Below are 24674 nucleotides of genomic sequence, written 5' to 3'. Positions count from 1 at the left end.
GCTGCCAGAGACGGGGGGGGCGACGCTGCGCGTGCCGCACGCGCCATGCTGAACGTACCGACACTCTGGACGGTCTTCGTCGTCAACTTCCTGGCGCTTGGCCTGATCTGGGCCTACGTGACGCGCTCCTATCCGAAATTTGCAGCGGCGCGATTCTGGATGGCATCGTCGTTCGTCGGCGCCGCCGGCGCGATGACAGCCCTGGTCCGCCTGTTCGTCGCCTCTCCCCTGCCGCTTCTTGTCGGCGCTGCCGGTATCATCGCGGCGAGCTGCCTCGCCGCCATGGGCATTCAGCGCTTCTATGACCGGCCGGTCTCATGGCGCGTCATGGCCGCAACGGGGGTGCTAAGCCTCGCCGGCGTCGTGTTCTTCATGGTCGGCTTCGAGCACATGCAGCTGCGCATGCTCAGCTACACGCTCGGCCAGGCCTTGCCGCTGGTGCTGGCGCTGCGTCTGCTCCTGGCGCCGCCGGAAGGCCGCGTCAGCCCGGGTGCGCGGCTGTCCGGCATCGTCATCCTCACCATCATCGGGATCTTTGCGGTTCGCACGCTGGGCAATCTGCTCGGCCACGATTTCTCGGCGCGCGCCGGCGGTCAGGCTCATGGCGTCATGGTGCTGGGCCTCCTGTTCCTGTCGATGACGCTCAATTTCGGCTTCCTGCTGATGGCGATGGATCGCCTGCGCAACGAGGTCGCCGACCTCGCGCTGCTTGACGATCTCACGGGCGTCGCCAACCGGCGCCATTTGTTGCAGCGCCTGTCCGAGGAATGCGCCCGGTCTGAGCGCAGCGGCGAGCCGTTCTCGCTGCTGGTGATCGATCTCGACGGCTTCAAGGCCATCAATGACTCCCATGGTCACGCCGCGGGCGATGCCTGCTTGCGGCACTTCACCCTGATGGCGCAAACGCGGCTGCGGCCGGGCGACATGCTGGCCCGCACCGGTGGCGACGAGTTCTGCGTCGTGCTGCCGTCCTCGTCCCTGCGCGAGGCTGCCGCGATCGCCCGCCGCGTGCTCGAGGTCTGCCGCCAGGACGCCGCGGCCTGTACAACCAGGGACATCCCGATCGCGATCTCGATCGGCGTTGCCGAATGGGACCGCGGCATCGGCCAGTTTCCGGACCGCCTCATCGCCCATGCCGACCACGCCCTCTATGCCGCCAAGAAAAACGGCAAGAACGACTTTGCCGTCTACGATCCGGCTCCGCCGCTCTCGCCTGAGCGGCCCGGGCTCGGCGAGGCCACGCGCAAATTCGCATAAAGCCTGCTAGGATTTGGGTCCGCCTTGGACCCGTATGATGATATTCCGCCTGCTCGCGACTTTTCTCGCCGCCCTTCTTCTGCTCACCCCAGCCGCCGCAACGGACGCCGAACTCGCGAAGATCGCGCGCGTCTCCGGCACGCCTGACATTCCCGGCCTGAAAATGGTCTGGCTCGCGCCATGGGGCGATGTCCGCGACGCCCATCCCTGGCGCAACATCATCGTGCACCAGACCGAGGGGCCGACAGGCTCGGCGCGCGGCGGCGCGGCGGAGCAGTCGAAGAACCCGACGCGCCGCGGCGTCACCGTGTGGGTCGAGACCGACGGCACGGTCTATTGGGCGGTCGCCGAGAACCTGGTGCCGACCCATGGCGACGGCGCCAACCGTAACGACAACAAGTACATCGACAACAGATCGACCTATCGCCAGGTCGTGCGCGACAACTCGATCGGCGTCGAGTTCGCCGGCAACTATCCGGATGTCACCACAGGCCCGACCGAGGCGCAGGTCGCGGCATGGAAGATCCTCGTGAAGGTGCTGCGCGCGCGCTACGGCATCCCGCTCGACCACGTCTATGCGCACAACTGGATCGACTACAAGGACGCCCGCTATTGCGAAGGCTGTTGGCTCGCGACGCTGGCGCGGACTTGGGGGGAGTGACGAGCAGGCGCGTCCGGCAACCGAAGGCCGAAACCTCCGGTGCCGGACGGCCATCGAGAGCGATCGCTATCGGCTCTCATCGCCATCCTAAGTCCACCGGTCTTCCCGGGCTCAGGGGAATGCCTTGGGAAGATCGGCGGAAGGCTTCGTGACGATCTGGTGCGCGTCGCGCCAGATCACTTCGCGCTGGCGTGAGGTTGTAATCGTGCGCACCGGCAGGCCGCCCTCCTCGAGCAGCCAAGCGCAGTAGCGCGCGCAGCTGACAGCCTCGCGGGCTTGAGGATCGAACCAGCAAATGCCCCAGATCGAATCGCGCCGCTTGAAGTGACGCGCGATGCGTCCAGGAAGCGGCAGATGCTGCGCGAACCAATTGAACTGGTCCGAGAGCTCATGCCGGATCCAGTCCGGACAGTTGTTTCGCTGGACATACCAGGACGCACGAAAGAAGCCGCTCTCCACGCGACTGTGCGGGTGGATGAGCGGTGTAACGAACCGCAAATGCATGACGACACGGCGCGACGCCTTGTTGCGTCGCGCCCCTCGCAGCCAGATGCAATGAATGGAGAACAGCGCGCGAAGCGGCGTTCAGCTTATGACCGATTGCCGATCAAAGAGTTCGGCGGTCAGAACGTATCGATCTACTTTTCATGCCGCCTCCCTTGGTTGCGCTGAACAACAAAGGCGCGATAGCGCGCCGGGCGGCAGCACATACATCAGCAATCGTCCTGCGGCAAGCGTGATCGACAAGGACGATTGAGCGGGAAGCATTCATGACGCGCTCCGGAATGACGAGCTAAACCGGCTGCGCCATCCAGCCGAACAGCCGTCGCATCAATCCCGGCCGCCGTGGCAATTCCGGCGGGCCGTCCGACGCCAGCACGCGTTTGAAGAAGTAGTCCAGGAACACCATGTCGTTCGGCTCGGTGACGGTGAATTGTTCGTCGCCGAAGAACACGCTGTAATTATAGAAGAACGGGCCCATGAGCGGGATCGTCGCGGTCGAGGCATAGTCCTTGGAGATGACGAACTCTGCGGGATCGAGCCCGTGCTCGCGCATCGCCTGCTCGACCAGCGGCAGCTTGCGCATGAACTGGGCGGAGAAGCCGCCGACGGTGGATTGCAGGATGATCGACACGGTTGGTGTCCGTTCAGTTGAGGCCGCCGGCCCGATCATTCTGGGTCGGTCGACCGGACGCGCGGGTTCAAGGCAAGCCCGGTTCTACGTCGGCCAGGGGAAGGAGACTGTGACGGCGGTCTCACTTGGCAGGACCTTCCGCCACAACCACCGCTGTCATCGCCCGGTTCAACCGGGCGATCCAGTATTCCAGGGGCCTGCGTTCGAGATCTCGCTGCCGGTACCGGTTCAAGCCGGGGCATGACAGCGAGTGCGGCGCGCTTCGCATCGCGCAGAGAAAGCACGGCGGATCACTCAAACAGAGCATCGCCACAAACAAAAAAGCCGGCGTTGCCGCCGGCTTTCTGTCTCTTGTCGATCCGCCAATATCTACCGCGAGAAGAGCCCGCTTAATGCGCGGCTTCCAGCGCGGCCTGTTCCGCCCGTGCGATCGTGCCCTTGACCGCGGCCTGCACCTTTTCGAAGGCGCGGACTTCGATCTGGCGGACGCGCTCGCGCGACACGCCGAACTCGGCGGCAAGGTCTTCCAGCGTCATCGGCTCATCGGCGAGGCGGCGCGCCTCGAAGATGCGGCGTTCGCGCGGGTTGAGCACGCCCATGGCGCCGTTCAGCGCGTCACGGCGTTCGTCATACTCCTCGTGCTCGGCCAGCATGGCTTCCTGGTTGGGCGTGTTGTCGACCAGCCAGTCCTGCCATTCGCCGGCTTCGCCGTCATCGCGGATCGGAGCGTTGAGCGACGCGTCACCACCGAGGCGACGGTTCATGTCGATCACGTCCTGATCGGTGACGCCGAGGCGCTTGGCAATGATCTTCACCTGGTCGGGGCGGAGATCGCCCTCGTCCAGCGCGTTGATCTTGCTCTTCGCCTTGCGCAGGTTGAAGAACAGCTTCTTCTGGTTCGCGGTGGTGCCCATCTTCACGAGCGACCAGGAACGCAGGATGTACTCTTGAATCGACGCCTTGATCCACCACATCGCGTAGGTGGCGAGACGGAACCCCTTTTCGGGTTCGAAACGCTTCACCGCTTGCATGAGGCCGACATTGCCTTCCGAGACGACCTCGGAGATCGGCAGGCCGTAGCCGCGATAGCCCATGGCGATCTTGGCCACGAGGCGGAGATGGCTGGTGACGAGTTGGTGCGCCGCGTCGCGATCGTCATGCTCACGCCAACGCTTGGCGAGCATGTATTCCTGCTGGGGTTCCAGCATCGGGAACTTGCGGATCTCGGCGAGGTAGCGAGAAAGGCCGGATTCTCCATTGAGGACCGGCAAAGCAGCGGTACGGGCCATGATGAAGCCCTCCAAGGTTCAGGCCCCCGATAGCGGCGGGCCAGGCAGACGACCGCTGTGTTAAAGCCGGCCGTAGCTGCGATGTTCCGTTGGTCATTTCCAACGCAAGCGCAATATACCCCAAGGGGGGTCAAAAAGGGAAGGATTGCTGACGTCACGTCCCCGTGTGGCAGCTATAACTTTTTGTAATGTAACGCTTTTCCAAGGTGGCCTGCGTCATAGCGCCGCTTTCAGAGCGCCCTGAAGGAGAAGCAAATCCTTCGGCAGAGGCGCTTCCCAGTGGAGTAATTCTCCGGTTCTCGGGTGCTCCAATACCAGCAAATAGGCATGCAGGGCCTGCCGTCCAAGCGTGGCCAGAGTCGCCTGCGACTCCGGGCCGAGGTGGTTCGCCTTGGTCTTGAAGTGCGGGCCATAGACGGCGTCGCCCATCAGGGGATGGCCAATATGGGCGAGGTGGACGCGGATCTGGTGGGTGCGTCCGGTCTCGAGCTCGCAGGCGAGCAGGGAGGCGATCGGCTTGCCGTCACGCCCCGCAAAACTCTCCAGAAGCTCCCAATGCGTCACCGCCTCGCGGCCGCCCTGGCGCACCGCCATCTTCTCGCGCGCATACGGGTGGCGGTCGATCGGCGCATCGACGGTGCCGCGGTGGCGTCCCGGCAGCCCCCAGGCGAAGGCCATGTAGCCGCGGCGCATCGCGCCCGTCCGGCCGTGGTCGGCGAATTGCGCGGTGAGCGAGGCATGGGCGAGGTCGTTCTTGGCGACTACCATCAGCCCGGTCGTGTCCTTGTCGAGCCGGTGCACGATGCCGGGCCGGCGTACCCCGCCGATGCCGGAGAGCGAGCCGCCGCAATGGGCGATCAGCGCGTTGACCAGCGTGCCGGTCTCGTGCCCGGCCGCGGGGTGCACGACGAGGCCCTTCGGCTTGTTGAGGACGACGATGTCGTCGTCCTCGAACACGATATCGAGGGCGATATCCTCACCCTTGGGCTCCGGCGGGGCCGCCTCCGGCACGTCGATTGTGATCGTATCGCCGGATGTGACGTGATAAGCGGGGTCGCGGATCGCGGCGTCCTTGAGGCTCACCGCGCCCGCCAAAATCAGGGCTTTCAGCCTCGATCGCGACAGGTCGGTGAGGTGCGCCGCCAGCACGCGGTCAAGCCGAGCCGAGCCCTCGTCGCCGGCGACGACAACTTCCAACCTTTGCGCAGAGCCTGAGCTATCCATGACGACGTCTGATACCGCTGTTCCCGAACCGAGCCCCGAGCAGGCCGCGCTGTTCGCGCGGGTGCGGCGGATGATGCTGATCGCGGGGTTGACCACGGCGCTGGCAATCTGCGCCGTCCTGATCGCGGTGGGCTACCGCCTTTTCAAGTCGGAGGGAAGGGCGTCCGAAATGGCCGGCGACGTCACCGCCGCCCTGCCCAAGGGCGCCAGGATCGTCTCGACCGGGGTCGCCGGCGACCGCCTCGTGGTCACGCTGGACGTTGGCGGGGTCATCGAGATCCGCACTTTCGACGCCCACACCCTGAAGCCGGCCGGAAAGCTGAAATTTGCCAATGAGCCGTAGGGCTGGCCGCGGCTGTTGATCGTTCTCCGGTCCAGTTTGTCTTGCCGCGCAACTTCTGATTTAGCTCTCGGGCTTGGGAAGTTGGGCTGGGACTGGGAATGGGACGTATCAAGTCGCGCGTCGTCGCAATTGCACTCGTTGTCGGGTCGTACGGATGCGCTGGATTTGCGGCGCTCGCAGAGCCGGCCAAGCAGCCCACAGCGCCAGCCAGGCAGGCTGGACTTGCCGCGCCGGCCAAACAACCCGCGGCGCAGGCCAAGCCAACGGGCTCGCGGAACGCACGGCTCTATTTCTTGCGCGAGAAGGGCATTTTCGGCGCGATGGGCGGAATGGCGGCCTCGTCGGAAATCCTGATCGACGGCAAGTCCGTCGGTAAGGTCGACATGGGGACGTTCTTCTTCGTCGACCGGCCGCCGGGCGTCCACAAGATCGCTTCCCACATGAAGATGTCGATGACGGACTATGAGGTCGAGGTCCCCGTCGAGGCCGGCAAGACGTATTATTTCGGCGTCGGGACGCAGCGGACAGGCGCCATCGGCCAGGACCTGCTCAACCAGGCCGTCGCCGGCAGCAGCGGCCAGCAGATCCGCTCCTCATCGCCGTTCAAATCCGCCTTTGCGGGCGCGGGCCTGTTCCGCCTTGAGCCGGCCGCGGGCGCTGCGGCGATCGAGAAACTGAAGCAGCCGTGAGTGTTCCCGGCGGTTTCGTAGGGCGCGCGGCGGCCCGCCGCGCAATTAAGCCTAAGCCGCATTGACCGTGCATATCCGGGGTTCTCGCCCCCGATCGAGGCTTGCCGCCGACAAAATTCGCGGCTATGTCCTGTCCCTCACGCTCCCTTCGTCTAGCGGTTAGGACGCGGCCCTCTCAAGGCTGAAACAGGGGTTCGATTCCCCTAGGGAGCGCCATTGCCTTGAAGCTACCTTCCCTTGATCTCGATTTGATTGTTCCCCCCGCTGGGTGAGCGCTTGTGGCATTGGCGATCAACGTTCGAGCCGATAACAATTCAGCAAGTGAGATCGAGCGGCTGTGGGATCAGGTCGTAGCGTTCGAAGTCGAGCCCTCGATGCGCGCCCTTGGCTATCGGCCACATTTTACATTTGCGATCTACGACTCGCTTGCGATCGACGAAAAGATAGCATGGGCCGCCATGCTGGCGGCCGTTGCTGGCGAAGCGCAATTTCGCATCGAGTTCAAACGGATTCGTTGGTTCGCAGGCTCGCCTCTCGTTCTCTGGGCGGAGCCGAGCTCCAATGAGGCGCTAACCCGCATCCACAGCTCGGTCAGCGCCGCAATCGACCCGGCGCATTGCCGCCCTCATTACCGGCCCGGGGCATGGACGCCGCATTGTACGCTCGGCTTGCGCATCGCCGATGAGCGGCGTGATGACGCGATTGCTTTTGCGCGATCGTTTGATCGAAGCATGGAAGTGCTGTTCGACGTGGCAGATTGCGTTACCTTTCCGCCGGTTCAGGTAATCGCTGAGCAGCGATTGCCCCCGTAGTCGATGGCACGGCCACGGCGGGCAAGGTCGGTAGCTTCGACGCCAAGTCGCTAGCAAACATGTTGCAGGCGAAGGCGCGATCACTGCGCCTGCAATCGCTTCAGGTCGGCAATGGCGGCACGATACTCTCGAAACGAGGTCGGGCATCCGTCTCGCGCGGCTGCAAACTCGTTCCGGGCCGCCACTGTATCTTTGCTCTTGAGCTGAGCGATCCCAGCGTAATAGTGTGCCTCGCAAGTTTGATCTGAATTCCTGACCGAAGCCAGGGCTGCGGCGGGCGTGATCCGGCCGACAAGCAATTCGCCGACGGTTCTCGGCCAATCCCTGAGCTGGCCCTTGTCGAGTGCAGCGGACAGCGCGATGCCGGCATCGGCAGATCGTCCCTGCATCCGCGCCACCGATCCCCAAATCACGCCGTAGCCATCGGGATCGGAAAACCGCGCCTCCCGGTCGTAGTCCGAAGCGGCATCCCTGAAATCGCCTCTCCGATAGTACGCATCTCCCCGGGCCGCGTAGTAGTCAGTCGCGACGCGATCGGCCTCCGGACGACTCACCTCCTGGTCTTTGGCAAAGGTGGTGTTCTTGTCGGGTCCAAGCCTGATGGCATCGGTGAAATCCCGGATCGCCTCGTCCAGCCTGTCCTCGGACATATAAATCTGCCCGCGAATGAACCGGCTTGCGGCACCTGAGGGATCAAGATTGATGGCCTCGGTGAGCGAAGCGATTGCGCGTGTGGTGTCGCCCTTTTTGGCCAAGGTCAGTCCCAGCTCGTGATGAGCGTAGTTGTTCTTCGGGTTGAGCCTGACCGCCTCGGTGAAGTCGGCTTCAGCCGCATCCATGTTGCCGAGTGCAAAATTTCCGAAGCCATGCTTGAGCAATGCCATGGATCTTGCACCGGGAGGTAGTCTGGCGTCCTGGGAGAGGCTGCTGCACGCTGCCATCATGCGCGGGACATCGGTGCTGTCCTGACAATCGTTCAGGTCTTGTGGGGTGGCCGCAAACGCGCTTGCCGCCGAGACGACGATGGAGATGATCAAAGCTGCCCTGCAGCTGATGCGCAGGCCCTGATTTGACATTGCAGACATTTCGCTCCCTTGCACGACACACTTGGCCGATGATCCCGACGCAGGCAACGCGACCTGCCGCGACGACAACCTTATAGAGATCTTTTCCATCATTCTACCGGAGGTTTGTTGGGCCGTTGCCCTTCGGGCAAGGCACGCCGCGAGGTCGCGAGCGCATGCAGCATCGGCATCAGTGCCGGTAGTCGTTCTCCCCAAAATCTGCACTATGCGCTCCGCGCCTCCGGAGCTTCTGCAGGGCTTTCGGAGGTTCTGGCAATAGCATGCGGAGTGACGACATGAGCGGTTTGGTGATCTCTGGCGGCCGGGTGGTGGATCCCGCGAGCGGAATGGACGCCATCGGTGATGTAGCGGTGATGGACGGCAAGATCGCCGGCGTCGGCACGGGCCTCGGCGGCGCCGAGCGGGTGATCGACGCGACGGGGCTCGTGGTCGCGCCGGGCTTCATCGACCTGCACGCGCATGGCCAGTCGATCCCGGCCGACCGCATGCAGGCGTTCGACGGCGTGACGACGACGCTTGATCTCGAGGCCGGCGTGCTGCCGGTCGCCTCCTGGTATGAGCGCCAGGCGCGGAAGGGACGCGTGCTGAACTACGGCGCCGCCACCAACTGGGCCTTTGCGCGCATCGGCGCGATGACCGGCTCGAATGCGGAGAGCTCGCTGGAAGCGTTCGGCAACGCCATGCGCGATCGCCGCTGGATGGACAACGTCGCCAGCGATGCGGAGGTCGCCGGCATCCTCGAGCGTCTTTCGCGCGGCCTGAACGAGGGCGGCATCGGCATCGGCATCCTGAACGCCTATGCGCCGGGCGCCGGCGTGCAGGAGCTGACCGCGGTCTGCCAGCTCGCGGCCAGGCAGGACGTGCCGACCTTCACCCACGTCGCCTACATGTCGCGCGTCGACCCCGAAAGCGCCGCGGAAGCCTATATCCGCCTGATCGGCTATGCCGGCGCCACCGGCGCGCACATGCACATCTGCCATTTCAACTCGTCGAGCAAGACGGATATCGAACGCTGCCGCGTGCTGGTCGAAAAGGCGCAGGCGCAGGGCTTGCCCATCACGGTCGAAGCCTATCCCTACGGTACCGGCTCGACCGTGCTGGCCGCGGCCTTCTTCAGTGATCCCCAGTTCGTCGAGCGCAACGGCACCGGTTACGATTCAGTGCAGCGCGTGACCGACGGTCACCGCTTCCGCGATCGCGAGGAGCTGCTGAAGGCGCAAGCCGAAGAGCCGTCCTCGCTGGTGCTCTGGCACATCCTCGATACCGACAACAATGCGCATCATCGCGATCTGCTCGATATGTCGGTGCTGTATCCCGGCGGCGCGATCGCGTCCGATGCGATGCCGTGGACGACGTCGGACGGCAAGACCTACACCGGCGATGCCTGGCCGCTGCCGGATGACGCCACCTCGCATCCGCGCTCGGCCGGCTGCTTCACGAAGTTCATCCGCGAATGGGTGCGCGAGCGCAAGGCCGTGTCGCTGCTCGAAGGCGTGCGCAAATGCGCGCTGATCCCCGCAGAGATCCTTTCGCAAAGCACGCCCGCGATGCGGGCCAAGGGCCGCCTTGCCAAGGACGCCGATGCCGACATCGTCGTGTTCGACTACGAGAAGCTCTCGGACCGCGCGACCTTCACGGCGATGAACCGCCCCTCGGACGGCGTGCGGCATCTGATCGTCAGCGGCCAGCCGCTGATCAGCGATGGCGTGCTGGACGTGGCGGCGCGGCCCGGCCGCCCCGTGCGTCGCCCCGTCGTCGAGGGCTGATCCCATGCCGGTCCCCATTCTCCTGGTGACGGGCTTTCTGGGGGCGGGCAAGACCACGGTCGTCAACCATCTGCTGGCGAACGCGGAGGGACGGCGTATCGCGGCAATCGTCAACGATTTCGGCGCGATCAACATCGACGCGGAGTTGATCGCGGGCGCGAGCGACGGCGTGGTCAGCCTCGCCAATGGCTGCATCTGCTGCTCGCTCGAAGGCGATCTCCTGCGCACGCTCTCGACGCTGCTTCGGCGCGATCCGAAGCCCGAATATATCGTCATCGAGACCAGCGGCGTCGCCGATCCCGCCGACATCGTCCGCAACCTGATGGACCCCGTGATCCTGCGCGAGGCGCCGCTGGAAACGGTGCTCTGCGTGATGGATGCGGCGACGCTACCTGCGGCCCTGGATGATGCGCTGATGCGGTCGCAGCTGCGCGCCGCCGATATCGTGGCGCTGAGCAAGCTCGATCTGGCGGACGAGAGCGCAGGCGCCCGCATGCGCGAAGCCATCCGCGCGCAGCGTGTCCCCGCCGTGGTGGTCGATGCCAGGCACGGCGAGATTCCGTCCGCGCTGTTGTTCCCCGCGGCTGTTGATCGCGCGCCCGCGCCGCGCGACCCTGGACCACGACGGCCGTCCGAGGAGCGCTTCGAGACGCTGAGCTGGACCTCGGATCAGCCGCTGTCGCTGCAGCGCCTGCAGCCGGCGATCGGCCGCCTGGCGCCAAAGCTTGCGCGCGCAAAAGGCCTGTTCGAGACCGTCGAGCAACCCGGGCGCCAGATGGTGTTTCAGTTCGCCGCCGGCCGCGCGACGCTCGCGACGGGCGGTGCACCGGCGGAAGGCGTGCCGCGATCGCGGATCGTCTTCATCACCGAGCTCGGTGTGCTCTCGAAGGCCGAGCTCGACGGGATCATGGCGGCGTGCGTTGCGGGTGGGTGAAGCAAGCGATCACGCCAGAAGCACGCCCCTCACTTCACGCGAATTGCGCGATGCCGTTTCCGACGGACCAGTTCTCCGCGGGGGCATCGAGCACGTTGACGAACACGTCCTCCGGCCGGATGCCCGGGTTTTCGCCGAGTAGGTCTGCGATCCGCCGGTACAGCACCATCTTCTGCTCCGCCGTGCGCGAAGCGAACACGGTGATCTGGATCAGCACGGCGTCGTCGCTGCGTTTGACGCCATAGGCATTGCCGCAGCGGAAGTTCGAGGCGTCATGCTCGCTGATGGTCATGAACTCGTCGCCCTCGGGCACGTTCAGTGCCTCGCGCATGGCGCGGTACAAACCATCGAGGATCGCCTGCCGATAGGCTTCCGGTTTGCCGGCGCGCATCGAGATGTGAAGGAGAGGCATGGGCGGGTCCCTTTTGGCATGCGAGCCCGATCGGCCAGGGCGCACGCAAGCGCCGGCCGTTGGGCCCATTGACGGAACGGGCTATCAATCCCAATTAGTTTTTGACACGATGTCGAGAAAACACGTTATTGACATCGTGTCAAATATTTTTGCCGTACCGAGGAGCAGGATTTGAGGCCGCGCGAATTCGACCACGACGACGTCCTGCGTATCGCGTTCGACCAGTTCTGGCGCAAGGGCGTGCGCGGCACGTCGCTGTCGGACATCGCGCGCGATGCCGGTGTTCAGCGCGGCAGCCTCTACAATGCCTTCGGCAGCAAGGAGGCGCTGTTCCTCCAGGCCTATGAGCGTTATGCGGGCGATTATCTCCTCGCCCTGCAAAAGGCGCTCGGCGCGGGCTCACTGCGAAAACGCCTTACCGCGTTCTTCGACCTGACCATCACCAACTTCCGCTCGGGCTCGCCGCCGCGGGGATGTCCGACCACGCGCGGATTGATGGAGCTCGGCGCGGCCGAAGGGGAGGGCTTGGATGAAGACGCGCGTCAGGCCTTTGCGGGCCTCATCTCGCGCATCACCATGCTGGTTCAAGAGACGTTGGCGGCAGGCGCAGAGCGCGGCGAGTTCAATGGCAATCCCGCGGCCGCAGCGCTGCATATCATCACGGTGACGCGCGGCCTTGGCGTGCTCGAACGTGCCTTCGGCGACGAGCCGCAGCTGCGCAAGATCGCGGCTCACACCATCGATCTCGTGCTTGGCAAGAAGGGCGGTTAGGCCAGGCCGCAAAACGACGACCCCAGCGGTGGTGATCCCTGGGGCCGTCTGGAGGTTTTATGGAGGGCATCGAACACTGCGTCTCCATGGCGATGTTGATAGCGCAAGGTCGCTTGAGATGCGACTAGAACCCATCAAAGCGTCAGCACAAGGCAAGCGCGTTGACGGCCCGCGTCGTCGCGATCTCGTTCTCGTTCCCGACGTACTGGCAAACGATGGATTCGAGTTCGCCCGGCTGGTTGCGGCGTGCGACCGCCAGCAGTCGCATCAATTCCGCCTCGTCCTGCGACAGGCGCCGGCACGAGGGCGGCATGAAGCACAGTTCGCACGGCCGGCCGCTGCGCAGGATCCTGACGAGCGCAGCAGCGCGCGCCACCAGCAGCGGACTGTCGGCGATGCCCGGCGCCTCGTCGGCGAAGCGATAGGCCGCTTCCCAGCAATCGGAGGCGCCGGTCGTATAGGCCGCTCCGATGAATCGGAACAGCGACAGCGCAACGCGGGAAAATTCATCGTAGCTCTCGACGCAGGGACGCGCCGCAAGCGCGGCCTGGAGCGGACAGAGCCGCGGCTGGCCGGCTGTTTCGACTGGCGCAGAACCGCACGTATCGTGGAGCATGAACGATCCCGTCAGTGCAGCGTGGGACTTCCGACCAGCCAGCTCTTCATTGCCATCGTCCGGTCATGGTCGAAAGACTGAACGTGTCGGTCGGGCAGGATGAGGCCGGCCATGCGGAAGATCGTTGCAAGCCCCCGCACGGGCGCGAGAGCCCAATCGGCACCGACCGGCGGCAACCAGCTCTCGAACTGCTCGCGCGCGACGTCGATGCGTTCCTGTTGTGCCGCGGCGATCGCCCGCAAGATTCCGTGCTCGCTGTCCGACATCTTCGGACAGGTCGGACAATGAACTTCGATGGCCGTATGCGCCGTGCACGCGAAGATCTCGATGATGGATTCTAGCGACGGCACGGCGTCGCCCACGCGAAAGTGGTCGTACACTTGCTGGATATCGGCCGCAGTCGGAACGGCGCTTCCGCTGCGTGCCTTGGCCCGAAATCCCCAGATGAAAAGCCGCTCCGCCGCGCACAGCGCAGGAAGGTCGAGGGACTTGCCATATGTCGATTGATGCATTGAGCCTCTGGCCTTCTGTGCAGCTCACGCCACAGCTGGCGCTGATGATCTGCGCCGATCGTTCCGCCAGAGCCGACCGCAAGTCAACGCTCGCAGCGGCGATATCGAGGTCTTCTAGATCTAAAGAGCCGGGATCCCGGATGCAGCCAAGCCTCGCCAGCCTGCCAAGTCGCACGCCGCGCGCCGGCTGCCTCCAACGCAATTTCGTGGGGATTTGGGGAACCCGAATGCTTAAAGCTTCGCTAAGGGGTGCGGGATAAACTGGCATATCAGCCCTTCCAATTCTTGCGAGCTCCGATGTTTTTCTCCCGCATCAGTTTCAAGCTAGTCCTGATTGTCGGCATCAGCCTCCTCGGCATGATCGCTCTGGCGCCGATCGCGCTCTCGACCCTGCGTGCGCAGATGATTGCCGACCGCCAGGCCAAGACGCAGCACATGGTCGATGTCGGCTACGGCATCCTGGCGCACTATCAGAAGCTCGAGAGCGAGGGGAAGTTGCCGCGCGAGCAGGCGCAGGCCGCCGCGATCACAACGATCAAGAGCCTGCGTTATGACAAGGTCGAGTATTTCTGGATCAACGACATGGCCCCCAAGATGGTCATGCACCCGATCAAGCCCGAGCTCGACGGCAAGGATCTCTCCGGCATGAAGGACCCCGCCGGCAACGCGCTGTTCATGGGCTTCGTTGACGTCGTCAACAAGCAGGGCGCCGGCTTCTACAGCTATCTCTGGCCGAAGCCGGGCTTCGAGCAGCCGGTCGGAAAAATCTCCTATGTGAAGGGCTTTGCGCCCTGGGGATGGATCATCGGCACCGGCATTTATCTCGACGACGTCGACGCCGTTTTCCGCCAGAACGCGACGACATTCGCCTACATTTGTCTGGCCGTCCTGGTCCTGGTGCTGGCCTGCTCCTTCGTGATCGGCCGCAGCGTGACCCGGCCGCTCGCGAAAATCACCGCGCTGACCGAGCGACTCGCCGCCGGCGACAGCGCGTTCGAGGTGCCCTACACCGGCCGCAGCGACGAGGTCGGCGGGCTCGCCAAGGCGCTTGCCGTGTTCAAGGACAATGCGTCGGCGGTGAGCCGCATGCATACCGAGCAGCAGGAGACGAAGCAGAGGGCCGACGACGAGAAACGCAAGACGATGGGCGATCTCGCCGGCAAGTTCGAGGCGAGCGTTCAGGCCGTCGTCCGCGACGTCTTCACCGAGGCGCGCGCGATGCAGCAGGCCGCGCAAGGCATGTCGGAGACCGCGAACAAGGCGACCGACCGCGCAAGCTTCGTCGCGACCGCCTGCCAGCAGGCGTCGAGCAATGTGCAGACGGTGGCGTCCGCCGCCGGGCAGCTGTCGTCCTCGATCACCGAGATCAGCCAGCGTGTCGCGCAGGCTGCAAGCGTGGCCGACAAGGCGGCCGCGGACGGTCAGCGCACCAACGACACCGTGCAGGGGCTGGCCGCCGCCGCGCACAAGATCGGCGAGGTCATCGACCTCATCAACCAGATCGCCTCGCAGACCAACCTGCTCGCGCTCAACGCCACCATCGAAGCGGCGCGCGCCGGCGAGGCCGGCAGGGGATTTGCCGTGGTCGCGAGCGAGGTGAAATCGCTGGCGAGCCAGACCGCGAAGGCGACCGACGAGATCGGCGCGCAGATCACCGCGATCCAGGCCGAGACCAACCAGGTCGTCGGCAACATCGAGAGCATCCGCAAGACCATCATGGAGGTCAACGAGATCTCCTCGTCGATCGCCGCCGCGGTCGAGGAGCAGGGCGCCGCGACGCAGGCGATCGCCCACAGTGTGCAGGAGGCGGCGTCCGGCACCGACCAGGTCTCGCAGAACATCTCCGGTGTCACCGACGCCACGGCGGAAACGGGCCAGGCCGCGGGCCTCGTGCTGCAATCGAGCGGCCGGCTGTCGCAGAAGCTGCAATCACTGGAGAACGAGGTCAGCACCTTCGTTGCGGGCGTGCGGGCCGCCTGACATCGCGCTCATACTATCTGCCGTGGCGCGGATTATGCGCCTCGTCGCCGCGCGCGCCGGCAACTGATATTCCGGCCCGCGGGACCGGCTATTGCGACGGGCGTTCTCGCCCTTGACGAGCGCGGTTAAAGTGAAGAAGCAGGATCATCGAACCTGCCGACCCGCGCCTCGGCCCGCGGGCATGGAGACGCCGCATGTCGTTCAAGAAACTCCTGATCGCCAACCGTGGCGAGATCGCCATCCGCATCGCGCGCGCGGCGGCCGATGCCGGCATCGCGACGGTCGCGATCCATCCGGCCGATGACGCGCTGTCGCTGCACGCGCGTGTTGCCGACGGGGCGGTCGAAATCCCCGGCCGCGGCGCACGGGCCTATCTCGATATCGAAGCGGCGGTGAAGGCGGCGAAGAGCGCCGGCTGCGACGCGGTGCATCCCGGTTATGGCTTCCTCAGCGAGAATGCCGCGTTCGCCAAGGCCTGCGCGGATGCGGGCATCGCCTTCGTCGGGCCGAAGCCGGCCGCGCTTGAACTGTTCGGCGACAAGGTCGCGGCGCGGCAACTGGCGAAGCGTTGCGGCGTGCCGATCATCGCCGGCACCAGCGGGCCCTCGTCGCTGGAGGAGATCACGGCATTCTTCGAATCCCTCGGCAAGGGCGCGGCGATCGTGATCAAGGCGATGGCCGGTGGCGGCGGCCGCGGCATGCGCGTCGTGGAGAATGCCGCCGATCTCGCGGAAGCCTATGCGCGCTGCCAATCCGAGGCCAAGGCGGCGTTCGGGTTCGACGGCGTCTATGCCGAGCGCCTGATCCGCCAGGCCCGCCACATCGAGGTGCAGATCATCGGCGATCGCCACGGCGCGATCTCCCATCTCTGGGAGCGCGAATGCACCATCCAGCGCAGGCACCAGAAGCTGATCGAGGTGGCGCCGAGCCCGTCGCTCAGTGACGCCTTGCGCGGCCGCATCATCGAAGCTGCGAAGCAGCTCGCGACCGCTGCGTCTTACGACAATCTCGGCACCTTCGAGTTCCTGGTCGACGGCACGGCCGAGGACAGCTTTGCCTTCATCGAGGCCAATCCGCGGCTTCAGGTCGAGCATACCGTGACGGAGGAAGTGCTCGGCCTCGACCTCGTCCGCGCCCAGCTCGCGGTCGCCGCCGGCGCAACATTGGCATCCCTTGATCTGGCACAGGGCGCCATCCCAAAGCCGCGTGGCTATGCCATGCAGCTCCGCGTCAACATGGAGACGCTGGACGAGCTGGGGGCGACGCATCCGACCGGCGGCGTGCTCGCCGTGTTCGAGCCGCCGTCGGGGCCCGGCGTCCGCGTCGATAGTTTTGGTTATGCCGGCTATAAAACCAGCGCGGCGTTCGACTCCCTGCTGGCCAAGGTCATCGTGCACACGCCGGGCGAAGCCTGGCACGACGTCGTGGCAAAAGCCTCGCGCGCCTTGCGCGAGTTCAGGATCGACGGCGTCGTGACCAACATCGCCTTCCTCCAAGCCGTGCTCGCACATCCCGATTTCAGGACTAACCGCATCGCGACCGATTTCATCGATCGCAACATCGCAAAGCTGGTCGAGGCGGCCGATGGCGCGGCAAAGCCGCTCTATTTTGCCGCGACCGAGCGAAGCGGCCATGGCGCGGAGACGCACGTCGCGCAGATCGTGCCCGAAGGCGCGGTGATGGTCGCTGCGCCCTTGCAGGGAACCATCGTCATCATCCAGGTGAAGGAAGGCGAGATCGTGCGCCCGGGCCAGCAGCTCGCCGTGATCGAATCCATGAAGATGGAGCATCTGGTCATGGCCGAGCAGGGCGGCCGCGTCATGAAGCTCGTCGCCGGCGATGGCGTGACCCTGATGCATGGCGAACCAATCATGTATCTGGAGCCGCTCGACGTCGCGGCCGATGCGTCGGCAGCGGAGGCCGATGTCGATCTCGACCACATCCGCCCTGATCTCGCCGAGATGATCGCGCGCCAGGCCAATACGCTCGATGCGAACCGGCCGGCCTCGGTCGAGCGCCGCCGCAACACCAACCAGCGCACAGCGCGCGAGAACGTCGCGCAGCTCGTCGACGACGGCTCGTTCATGGAATATGGCAGCCTTGCGATCGCAGCGCAGCGACGCCGCCGCAAGCTCGACGATCTCATCAAGAGCACACCGGCCGACGGCCTCGTGATGGGTGTTGCGACGGTGAATGCCGAGAAGTTCGGCGCCGAGGGCGGCCGCTGCATCGTCGTGGCCTACGACTACACCGTGCTCGCGGGCACGCAGGGCCACATGAACCACAAGAAGATCGACCGCATGCTGACGCTGGCGGAAGACTGGCGTGTGCCCTTGGTGTTTTACGCCGAAGGCGGCGGCGGCCGGCCCGGCGACACCGACCGACTCGGCATGACCGGCCTCGACGGCCCGTCCTTCGTGCAGTTCGCACGGCTCTCCGGCCTCGTGCCGGTTATCGGCGTGGTCTCCGGCTACTGCTTTGCCGGCAACGCCGCGATGCTCGGCTGCTGCGATGTCATCATCGCTACCAGGAACGCCTCGATCGGCATGGGCGGTCCGGCGATGATCGAAGGCGGCGGTCTCGGCGTCTATCATCCGGCCGAGGTCGGCCCTGTTACGTTCCAGTCGCCGAATGGCGTCATCGACATCCTGGTCGAGGACGAGGAGGAGGCGACGCGGGTGGCTCAAAAATACCTGTCCTACTTCCAGGGTGCGGTGACGGAGTGGCAAGCGGCCGACCAGCGCCTGCTTCGCCGCGCCATCCCGGAGAACCGCCTGCGGGTCTACGATATCCGCAGCGTCATCGATCTCGTCGCGGACAAGGATTCCGTGCTGGAGTTGCGCCGCGACTACGGCGTTGGCATGATCACCGCGCTGATCCGCATCGAGGGCAAGCCGTTCGGACTGATCGCCAACAATCCGCGCCATCTCGGCGGCGCGATCGATGCCGACGCCGGCGACAAGGCCGCGCGCTTCCTCCAGCTCTGCGACGCCTTCGATCTGCCGATCGTCTCGCTCTGCGATACGCCCGGCTTCATGGTCGGTCCGGAGGCCGAGAAGACCGCGATCGTGCGCCACGTCTCGCGCATGTTCGTCACCGGCGCGAGCCTTACCGTACCGCTGTTCGGCATCGTGCTGCGCAAGGGCTATGGTCTCGGCGCGCAGTCGATGATCGGCGGCGGCTTCCACGCCTCCTTCTTCACCGCGGCCTGGCCGACCGGCGAATTCGGCGGCATGGGCCTGGAGGGGTATGTCCGCCTCGGCTTCCGCAAGGAGATGGAGGCGATCGCCGACCCCGAGGAGCGCGAGACCTATTATCGGAACAAGGTCGCCGAGCTCTATGCCAACGGCAAGGCGGTCTCGATCGCCTCGGTGTTCGAGATCGACAACGTCATCGACCCCGCCGAGACGCGGCGCTGGATCATGGCGGGCGTGCGCTCGGTGCCGAGGCCGCCCGCGAGGACGAAGAAGAAGCGACCCTGCATCGATACGTGGTGAGCGCAGTGCAGCAATAGCTGCGTCCCGGTTCCCGATTGACATCCCCGCCTGTGCTGCCAGACTTTGCACAATAATGCAGGGTGGAGACGTCCGCGATGGCCAGCCTTTCGGCCTCGAACCATGTCGCCCGTGTCTTGTCCGTCGCCAATCACGTGGCCGACGTCGATGCCTCTTCGCGCATCGCCAATTCCTGGCGGCGCTGCCTGGTGAGCCACAAGCTCGACCCCGCCCGCCAGGGCCCGCCGCAGACGCTCACCGAAGCCGAGATTCGCCACGTCGCCGGGCCCATGGAGGAGACGATCAGGCTCGTGACCCCCGAGCTCGACGATCTCGCCCGCGTGCTGCGCGACGCCGGCTACTGCGTCAATCTCGCTGACGTGAACGCGACCATGCTGTTCAGCCGCCTGCCGGCCGAAGCCGACGCAAAGATGTTTCTGGACTGGAAGATCTACACCGGCTCGAATTTCGCCGAGACCTTCGAGGGCACCAACGGGCTCGGCACTGCGCTTGCCGAAGAGAAGCCCATCCTGGTGCATCGCGACGAGCATTTTCGCGCGCAGTGGCACATGTTCTCCTGCGCCGTGGCGCCACTGTTCGATCAGGCCGGCCGGCTCGCCGGTGCCGTGAACATCACCTCGTGCCGCGAGGATCTCGAACGCGCCGGGCATCAGCTCGCGCTCGCGGTGACGATGGAGGCGACGCGGCGGATGGAGGGCGCGATCTTCCGCGGCCATTTCCACAACGCCTGGATCGCCACCGTGCCGGGCGACGGCGGCAGCGGCCTGCTTGCCTATGACGACGATCGCCGCATCGTCGGCGCCTGCCGTTCGGCGCGCGCGCTGCTGGGCCTCACAGACGGCTTGATCGCATCGGGCATCGATCTGTCGCGCTATATCAAGTTCGATCATCACGCGGCGCGTGGTGCGGACGAGGTCGTCGAACTGCGCCGCGCCGACGGCAGCGCGCTCGGGCAGGGACATGTCGCGCCGCCGCTGCGGGCGAGGCCGTCCACTCAGCGTCGTGACGTTCCCGTCGATCGTTTCAATTCGCTGCATCGGCTCGCAGGTCGCGATCCCGGCCTGATCAAAAGCGTCAAACGGCTGAGAAGCATCGGCGACCACAATCTGCCGGTGCTGCTGCATGGCGAGACCGGCGTCGGCAAGGATGTGTTCGCGCGCGCCATTCACGCGGCGAGCAACCGCGCCCGCAACCATTATGTCGCGCTGAACTGTGCGGCGATGCCGGAGAGCCTGATCGACGCCGAGCTGTTCGGCTATGAGGCCGGCGCCTTCACCGGCGCGCGCCGCGACGGCTCGAAGGGTCTGATCGTGCAGGCCGACGGCGGCACGCTGTTTCTCGACGAGATCGGCGACATGCCGATCGCGCTGCAGACGCGCCTCTTGCGCGTGCTCGAAAACCGCGAGGTCTGGCCGCTCGGCGCGCTCAAGCCGGTGCCGGTCGACATCCGCCTGATCAGCGCGACCCATCGCGACCTCGGCCGCATGGCGGAGGAGGGCGCCTTCCGCGCCGATCTCTACTTCCGGCTGCGCGGCATGGACGTGCGACTGCCGGCGTTGCGCGAGCGCGCCGACAGAGACGATATCATCCGCCAGATCGCGCGCGAGGAGGCGCCGGATTGCCGCCTGTCGGACGAGGCCTGGGCGTTGCTCTCGGCCTATCCCTATCCCGGCAACATGCGCCAGCTGCGCCACGTGCTGCGGCTTGCCGGCTGCACCGCGGAGGACGGCGTCATCATGGATGCCGATCTCGATCTGCCTCCGTTCGGTGGGTGGACGGCAGAGCCCGATCTCGCAACGGCCGAGCGCGCGACGATCGTCGAGGCGCTACGCAAGCATGGCGGCCGCGTGACGGAAGCTGCCCGCGCGCTGAAGCTGAGCCGCGCCACCCTGTACCGCAAGATCAAGCAGTTGAAGATCGAGACGGCGCAGTAGCGTTCAGTCGCATGCGGCGTTCTTTCTTCCTCTCTCCCCTTGTGGGAGAGGGTGGATCGCCGCGTAGCGGCGAGACGGGTGAGGGGTCTGCCTCCGCGATTACTCCCTTTCGAGTTTGCGGAGACATACCCCTCATCCGGCGCTTCGCGCCACCTTCTCCCACAAGGGGAGAAGGGAAAACAGCAAGCGAGAAGCTTACGAAAAATCGCTCCAGCTCAGATGCCGCGAATCGAGGTCGCCGACTGAAACGGTGCCGCGGATTTCGTGAGGGACGTGGAAGCTGCTGCGCAGATACACCAGCGGCGCGGCCTCGTCGGAATGCGTGACGCCACGCACCTCGCCGACGAAGATCGAATGCGTCTTGGTCTCGAATTCCTGCGCCAGCACGCAGTCGAATGCGGCGACCGCATCCGTCAGCACCGGTGCGCCGGTCACCCCGCGCGTCCATTGCCCGAACGCAAATCGGTCGTCGCCGTTGACGCCCTTCTGGCCGCTGAAGGTGAGCGCGAGCACGGCGTGGTCCTCGTGCAAGAAGTTGATCGCGAAGGCGCCTTCCTCGCGGATTCGCGCATGTGCGCTGGCGTTACGGTTGACGCAGACGATCAGGGACGGCGGATTGTCCGATAGCGAGCAGGCTGATGTCACAGTCAGCCCGGTGCGCTTGCCGTGCTCGGCGCCAACCGTGACCAGCGCAACCGCGCCGGCGCATTGGCGCATTGCCAGTTTGAAATCCTTTGCGTCGACGCTCACGCCGAAATCTCCGAAACGGGGCGGGTGCGACACGATTGCGCCGCACCCGCCGCGCGTCAAGCGGCCTTCTTCGCGGAGCCGAGATGCTTCAGGCGCGGCATCACCTCTTTGCTGAGCAGCGAGAGCGAATGGCGCCAGGCCTCCGGCTTGTGCTTGTAGTCGAAGCCGAACACCAATAGCACGCCGAAGCCGCCGACCTCGTCGTAGATCTTCTCGATCTTCTCGGCGACGGTTGCGGGTGAGCCGACGATCCAGTTCCGCTTGGCGCAATATTCGACGGTGACGTCGCTGTCGGGCACGTCGGGCGCGTGCTTCAGATAGTCCTTGAAGCCGAAATGGCCGAGCAGGGGCAGGAAGTACTCGCCCATCATCCGGCCCATCATGTCACCGGTCGAGAGCTTCCACGCCTCTTCGTCGGTGTCGGCGACGAACACCTCGCGTACGAGGCGCCAGTCCGCCCGGTTCGGCTTGCGTCCGGTCTTGGCGGCGCCGATCTCGACCGAGTCCCAATGGCTGCCGACATAGGCAGGGTTGAGGTTGAGGCTCATTGGAATGAAGCCGCGCTCGCCGGCGAGCTTCAGCGTGTCCGAGTTCTTAGAGAGCCCGGCAACGCCGATCGGCGGATGCGGGGCCTGGAGCGGCTTGATGTGGGGCTTGAGGAAGTCGAACATCGTGTCCGGCTTGGTCACCGTCCAGAACTTGCCCTTGTAGGTGAAGGGCGCGGGATCGGACCACAGCTTCAGGATGATCTCCAGCGCCTCGCGGGTCATGTCGCGGTTCTGTCCGCTCATGCCGTCGACGTTGAACATCGCCCAGTCGCTCGGCAGGCCGCTAGCGGCGACGCCGAAATTGAGTCGACCCTCGGAGAGATGGTCGAGCATTGCGACGCGGTTGGCGAGCTCGGCCGGATGGTGATAGGGCAGCAGGAAGCCGCCCGGCCCGATGCGGATATTCTTGGTCTGCATCAGCGCCTGCGCGATCAGGAGGTCCGGCGTGGGATTGGGTTCCCAGGGCGCGGTGTGGTGCTCGCCGACCCAGGCCTCCTGATAGCCGAGCTCATCGAGCCAGCGCATGACTTGCAGGTCCCAGTCGTTTCCTTCCTTCAAGCCGCACTCCGGCGGGTGCGAAGGCATCGTGAAATAGCCGATCTCCATGGGTTTCCTCATCTGATGTTGACGCGTCTTGTTGCGCGTTCCCGGACTTGAACAGGACAGCTTTAGCAAGCGGTGTGCCACCGCATCGCAAGCGGTGTGCCAGCGCGGCGAGCGCCTCAGACCCGCGAAAAATCGCTGGTTTGAGGCGGCAATAGCCGATATCCCGGGGCGGATTTGCGCGCCGTCGTCTCATTGTCGCGAGACGGCGTCTTGGCCGTGAGACTAAGGATACGTGTTGAGATGACCGAACCCGCCTATGTCGCGGTGGACTGGGGCACCAGTAGCTTCCGCCTCTGGCTGATCGACCGTGCCGGCAAGGTGCTGGCTGAACGTCGCAGCGATGAGGGCATGCTGGCCGCGGCCAAGGCCGGCTTTGCCGGCGTGCTGCAGTCGCATCTCACAGCTGTCGAGGCCCCGGCCCAGCTGCCGGTGCTTGTCTGCGGTATGGCCGGCGCCAAGACCGGCTGGGTCGAGGCCGGCTATGTTGACACACCTGCGCCGCTCTCTGCCGTGCTGAAGCAGGCCGCGCTTGTGCCCGGCGAGACGCGCGATATTCGCATCCTGCCCGGGATCGCGCAGCGCGATACCAGGGCGCCGGACGTGATGCGCGGCGAGGAGACGCAGCTGCTCGGTGCACTCGGTCTCGGGGCCCCTGGCGAAGCGCTGGTCTGCATGCCCGGCACGCATTCGAAATGGGTGCGCGTGAAGGACGGCACGGTCGTGCATTTCTCCACCTTCATGACCGGCGAGCTCTTCAGCGTGGTCTCGCGCGAGACGATCTTGTCACTCGCGGTCGCCGGTGCCGATGACGCCGAGGATGTCGCGAGCTTCAAGGCGGCCGTGAAAGCCGCGTATGAAGCGCCGGCCTTCGCGGCCAACCTTTTGTTCACAGCGCGGTCGCGGCAGCTCCTGTTCGGCGGCACGCCGGCCGCCGCGCGCGAGACGCTGTCGGGCACGTTGATCGGCGTCGAGCTGGCGGCAGGGCTCTCCGGCACGGTGCCGAAAGCGGGCATCACGCTGATTGCCTCCGGGCGGCTCGCGATGCTGTACCGGCTGGCCTTCGATGCGCTGTCGGTCACCGTGCAGCCGATCGATGCCGATGAAGCCGTTCGCCGCGGCCTGTCGATGGCCGCTGCCGCGATCTGGACGAAATGAGAGGAATCTTGAGATGAGCGTTCCCTTTCCGCCGATGAAGCGTCCGCTGGTCGCGATCCTGCGTGGTGTGAAGCCCGAGGAGACCGAGGCGATCGTCGGCGTGCTGATCGAGGCCGGCATGACCGCGATCGAGATCCCCCTGAATTCACCGGAGCCGTTCCGCTCGATCGCGATTGCCGCGAAGCTCGCGCCGGCCAGCGTCCTGATCGGCGCCGGCACGGTCTTGACCGCCGCAGATGTCGATCGTCTCAATGACGTCGGCGGCAAGTTGATGGTCTCGCCGAATGTGGATACGCAGGTGCTCACGCGTGCACATCAGTACGCCATGGTGACGTTGCCGGGCGTGTTCTCGCCGACCGAGGCGCTGCTCGCGGCGCGCTCCGGAGCATCGGGCCTGAAATTCTTTCCGGCCAGCGTGCTCGGTGCGTCCGGTATTGCCGCGATCCGCGCCGTGCTGCCGGCGGGCGTGATGATCGCCGCCGTCGGCGGCGTCTCCGACCAGAATTTTGCCGAGTACATGAAGGGCGGCGTGACCGCGTTCGGGCTCGGCTCCAGCCTCTACAAGCCCGGCATGACGGCCGCCGATGTCGCCGCTCGCGCAAAGGTGACAATCGCGGCCTATGATCGGGCGATTGTGAAAGACTGACCCAGCAATAAACAAGCCGTGATCCCGTCATAGC

The 24674-nt window shown here is 65.3% G+C and carries 23 protein-coding genes and 1 tRNA gene; 14 read left to right on the top strand and 10 right to left on the bottom strand.

Annotated elements, in window-relative coordinates:
* The first annotated feature begins 45 nt into the window (after window positions 1-45).
* Both AB7535_RS00420 and AB7535_RS00415 read left to right on the top strand, forming a co-directional pair.
* Window positions 46-1257, top strand: a complete 1212-nt coding sequence (locus tag AB7535_RS00420) for a GGDEF domain-containing protein (protein ID WP_085400465.1) — start codon at window positions 46-48, stop codon at window positions 1255-1257.
* Between the two features lie 34 nt (window positions 1258-1291).
* On the top strand, window positions 1292-1918 hold the full coding sequence (locus AB7535_RS00415; protein WP_085400466.1) for a peptidoglycan recognition protein family protein: 627 nt from the start codon (window positions 1292-1294) through the stop codon (window positions 1916-1918).
* A gap of 111 nt (window positions 1919-2029) precedes the next feature.
* On the opposite strand, the gene AB7535_RS00410 is transcribed toward AB7535_RS00415, so the two are convergent.
* The 4 genes from AB7535_RS00410 to AB7535_RS00395 form a co-directional block, all read right to left on the bottom strand.
* Complete coding sequence (locus AB7535_RS00410; RefSeq protein ID WP_245344046.1) at window positions 2030-2377, bottom strand: hypothetical protein; 348 nt, start codon at window positions 2375-2377, stop codon at window positions 2030-2032.
* Window positions 2378-2711: 334 nt separating this feature from the next.
* On the bottom strand, window positions 2712-3053 hold the full coding sequence (locus AB7535_RS00405) for a hypothetical protein (protein WP_063985480.1): 342 nt from the start codon (window positions 3051-3053) through the stop codon (window positions 2712-2714).
* Between the two features lie 389 nt (window positions 3054-3442).
* Window positions 3443-4342: an RNA polymerase sigma factor RpoH gene (gene rpoH, locus AB7535_RS00400; protein WP_014492123.1), complete on the bottom strand. Its 900-nt coding sequence runs from the start codon at window positions 4340-4342 to the stop codon at window positions 3443-3445.
* A gap of 216 nt (window positions 4343-4558) precedes the next feature.
* Window positions 4559-5566 carry an RluA family pseudouridine synthase gene (locus tag AB7535_RS00395; RefSeq protein ID WP_063985479.1) on the bottom strand — a complete coding sequence of 336 codons (1008 nt, stop codon included), beginning with the start codon at window positions 5564-5566 and terminating at the stop codon, window positions 4559-4561.
* Here AB7535_RS00395 and AB7535_RS00390 point away from each other — a divergent pair.
* From AB7535_RS00390 to AB7535_RS00375, 4 genes are all read left to right on the top strand, one after another.
* Window positions 5565-5909, top strand: a complete 345-nt coding sequence (locus AB7535_RS00390; RefSeq protein ID WP_063985478.1) for a hypothetical protein — start codon at window positions 5565-5567, stop codon at window positions 5907-5909. The two genes, AB7535_RS00395 and AB7535_RS00390, sit on opposite strands and share 2 nt — an antisense overlap.
* A gap of 98 nt (window positions 5910-6007) precedes the next feature.
* Complete coding sequence (locus tag AB7535_RS00385) at window positions 6008-6598, top strand: DUF2846 domain-containing protein (RefSeq protein ID WP_085400470.1); 591 nt, start codon at window positions 6008-6010, stop codon at window positions 6596-6598.
* A 141-nt stretch (window positions 6599-6739) separates the two neighbouring features.
* A tRNA-Glu gene (locus tag AB7535_RS00380) sits at window positions 6740-6814 on the top strand.
* Window positions 6815-6876: 62 nt separating this feature from the next.
* Entirely contained in the window at window positions 6877-7410 is a 534-nt protein-coding gene (locus AB7535_RS00375) for a 2'-5' RNA ligase family protein (protein WP_354114250.1), read from the top strand.
* An 80-nt stretch (window positions 7411-7490) separates the two neighbouring features.
* Here the strand turns inward: AB7535_RS00375 and AB7535_RS00370 are convergent, their stop codons facing one another.
* A complete protein-coding gene (locus AB7535_RS00370) occupies window positions 7491-8447 on the bottom strand; it encodes a tetratricopeptide repeat protein (protein ID WP_439037208.1) in 957 nt (318 codons plus the stop codon).
* A gap of 323 nt (window positions 8448-8770) precedes the next feature.
* On the opposite strand from AB7535_RS00370, the gene AB7535_RS00365 reads away from it, so the two are divergent.
* Together AB7535_RS00365 and AB7535_RS00360 are read left to right on the top strand one after the other, a co-directional pair.
* Window positions 8771-10261, top strand: a complete 1491-nt coding sequence (locus AB7535_RS00365) for an amidohydrolase family protein (RefSeq protein ID WP_244623205.1) — start codon at window positions 8771-8773, stop codon at window positions 10259-10261.
* Window positions 10262-10265: 4 nt separating this feature from the next.
* The gene (locus AB7535_RS00360) at window positions 10266-11195 is read left to right on the top strand and encodes a CobW family GTP-binding protein (RefSeq protein ID WP_085400477.1); all 930 of its coding nucleotides are present in this window, start codon (window positions 10266-10268) and stop codon (window positions 11193-11195) included.
* Between the two features lie 34 nt (window positions 11196-11229).
* On the opposite strand, the gene AB7535_RS00355 is transcribed toward AB7535_RS00360, so the two are convergent.
* Window positions 11230-11607, bottom strand: a complete 378-nt coding sequence (locus tag AB7535_RS00355; protein WP_085400479.1) for a tautomerase family protein — start codon at window positions 11605-11607, stop codon at window positions 11230-11232.
* Between the two features lie 171 nt (window positions 11608-11778).
* Between AB7535_RS00355 and AB7535_RS00350 the strand changes: the two genes are divergently transcribed.
* Window positions 11779-12378, top strand: a complete 600-nt coding sequence (locus AB7535_RS00350) for a TetR/AcrR family transcriptional regulator (RefSeq protein ID WP_063985470.1) — start codon at window positions 11779-11781, stop codon at window positions 12376-12378.
* A 142-nt stretch (window positions 12379-12520) separates the two neighbouring features.
* On the opposite strand, the gene AB7535_RS00345 is transcribed toward AB7535_RS00350, so the two are convergent.
* Both AB7535_RS00345 and AB7535_RS00340 read right to left on the bottom strand, forming a co-directional pair.
* A complete protein-coding gene (locus AB7535_RS00345; RefSeq protein WP_135215193.1) occupies window positions 12521-12994 on the bottom strand; it encodes a hypothetical protein in 474 nt (157 codons plus the stop codon).
* Window positions 12995-13005: 11 nt separating this feature from the next.
* The gene (locus AB7535_RS00340; protein ID WP_439037209.1) at window positions 13006-13374 is read right to left on the bottom strand and encodes a hypothetical protein; all 369 of its coding nucleotides are present in this window, start codon (window positions 13372-13374) and stop codon (window positions 13006-13008) included.
* Window positions 13375-13803: 429 nt separating this feature from the next.
* On the opposite strand from AB7535_RS00340, the gene AB7535_RS00335 reads away from it, so the two are divergent.
* From AB7535_RS00335 to AB7535_RS00325, 3 genes are all read left to right on the top strand, one after another.
* Window positions 13804-15486: a methyl-accepting chemotaxis protein gene (locus AB7535_RS00335; RefSeq protein WP_085400483.1), complete on the top strand. Its 1683-nt coding sequence runs from the start codon at window positions 13804-13806 to the stop codon at window positions 15484-15486.
* A gap of 194 nt (window positions 15487-15680) precedes the next feature.
* The gene (locus AB7535_RS00330; RefSeq protein WP_085400485.1) at window positions 15681-18983 is read left to right on the top strand and encodes an acetyl-CoA carboxylase family protein; all 3303 of its coding nucleotides are present in this window, start codon (window positions 15681-15683) and stop codon (window positions 18981-18983) included.
* Between the two features lie 95 nt (window positions 18984-19078).
* The gene (locus AB7535_RS00325; RefSeq protein WP_085400487.1) at window positions 19079-20935 is read left to right on the top strand and encodes a sigma-54-dependent Fis family transcriptional regulator; all 1857 of its coding nucleotides are present in this window, start codon (window positions 19079-19081) and stop codon (window positions 20933-20935) included.
* A 195-nt stretch (window positions 20936-21130) separates the two neighbouring features.
* Here AB7535_RS00325 and AB7535_RS00320 read toward each other — a convergent pair whose 3' ends face one another.
* Window positions 21131-21685 (bottom strand): flavin reductase family protein, encoded by a 555-nt coding sequence (locus tag AB7535_RS00320; RefSeq protein ID WP_094183977.1) that lies wholly within the window; start codon window positions 21683-21685, stop codon window positions 21131-21133.
* A gap of 56 nt (window positions 21686-21741) precedes the next feature.
* A complete protein-coding gene (locus tag AB7535_RS00315; RefSeq protein ID WP_063985464.1) occupies window positions 21742-22839 on the bottom strand; it encodes an LLM class flavin-dependent oxidoreductase in 1098 nt (365 codons plus the stop codon).
* Window positions 22840-23079: 240 nt separating this feature from the next.
* Between AB7535_RS00315 and AB7535_RS00310 the strand changes: the two genes are divergently transcribed.
* Both AB7535_RS00310 and AB7535_RS00305 read left to right on the top strand, forming a co-directional pair.
* Window positions 23080-23994 (top strand): 2-dehydro-3-deoxygalactonokinase, encoded by a 915-nt coding sequence (locus AB7535_RS00310; RefSeq protein WP_085399798.1) that lies wholly within the window; start codon window positions 23080-23082, stop codon window positions 23992-23994.
* A 13-nt stretch (window positions 23995-24007) separates the two neighbouring features.
* Complete coding sequence (locus tag AB7535_RS00305) at window positions 24008-24640, top strand: 2-dehydro-3-deoxy-6-phosphogalactonate aldolase (protein ID WP_085399799.1); 633 nt, start codon at window positions 24008-24010, stop codon at window positions 24638-24640.
* Window positions 24641-24674: the final 34 nt, after the last annotated feature.

Origin of the sequence: Bradyrhizobium sp. 956_D2_N1_4, assembly GCF_052076025.1 — a bacterium.
Lineage (GTDB): Bacteria > Pseudomonadota > Alphaproteobacteria > Rhizobiales > Xanthobacteraceae > Bradyrhizobium > Bradyrhizobium barranii.
This window is presented reverse-complemented; position numbering and strand designations above follow the sequence as displayed.